Source organism: Staphylococcus caeli (genome assembly GCF_051413795.1).
Lineage (GTDB): Bacteria > Bacillota > Bacilli > Staphylococcales > Staphylococcaceae > Staphylococcus > Staphylococcus caeli_A.
On the sequence record NZ_JBOIRQ010000049.1, the window covers coordinates 1 to 437 of the forward strand.

At 42.3% G+C, this 437-nt stretch carries 2 tRNA genes and 1 rRNA gene; all 3 read left to right on the forward strand.

Going from position 1 to position 437, the window contains the following annotated elements:
* Positions 1-63: ribosomal RNA gene (locus tag ACSULM_RS12475) — 16S ribosomal RNA — on the forward strand; the annotation flags it as partial.
* A 100-nt stretch (positions 64-163) separates the two neighbouring features.
* Positions 164-240: transfer RNA gene (locus ACSULM_RS12480), tRNA-Ile, on the forward strand.
* Between the two features lie 25 nt (positions 241-265).
* A tRNA-Ala gene (locus tag ACSULM_RS12485) sits at positions 266-341 on the forward strand.
* Positions 342-437: the final 96 nt, after the last annotated feature.

Genomic DNA, 437 nt, shown 5'->3' on the forward strand with positions numbered 1-437 from the left:
ATGATTGGGGTGAAGTCGTAACAAGGTAGCCGTATCGGAAGGTGCGGCTGGATCACCTCCTTTCTAAGGATATATTCGGAACATCTTCTCATGAAGATGCAGGAATAACATTGACATATTGTATTCAGTTTTGAATGCTCATTAGAGTATTCACATCGAGAATGGGCCTATAGCTCAGCTGGTTAGAGCGCACGCCTGATAAGCGTGAGGTCGGTGGTTCGAGTCCACTTAGGCCCACCATTGATTTTAATAATAATACTATTATGGGGGCTTAGCTCAGATGGGAGAGCGCCTGCTTTGCACGCAGGAGGTCAGCGGTTCGATCCCGCTAGTCTCCACCATAAAATTTGTACATTGAAAACTAGATAAGTAAGTAAAATTTATGATTTTACCAAGCAAAACCGAGTGAATTAGAGTTTTTAAACAAGCTTTGAATT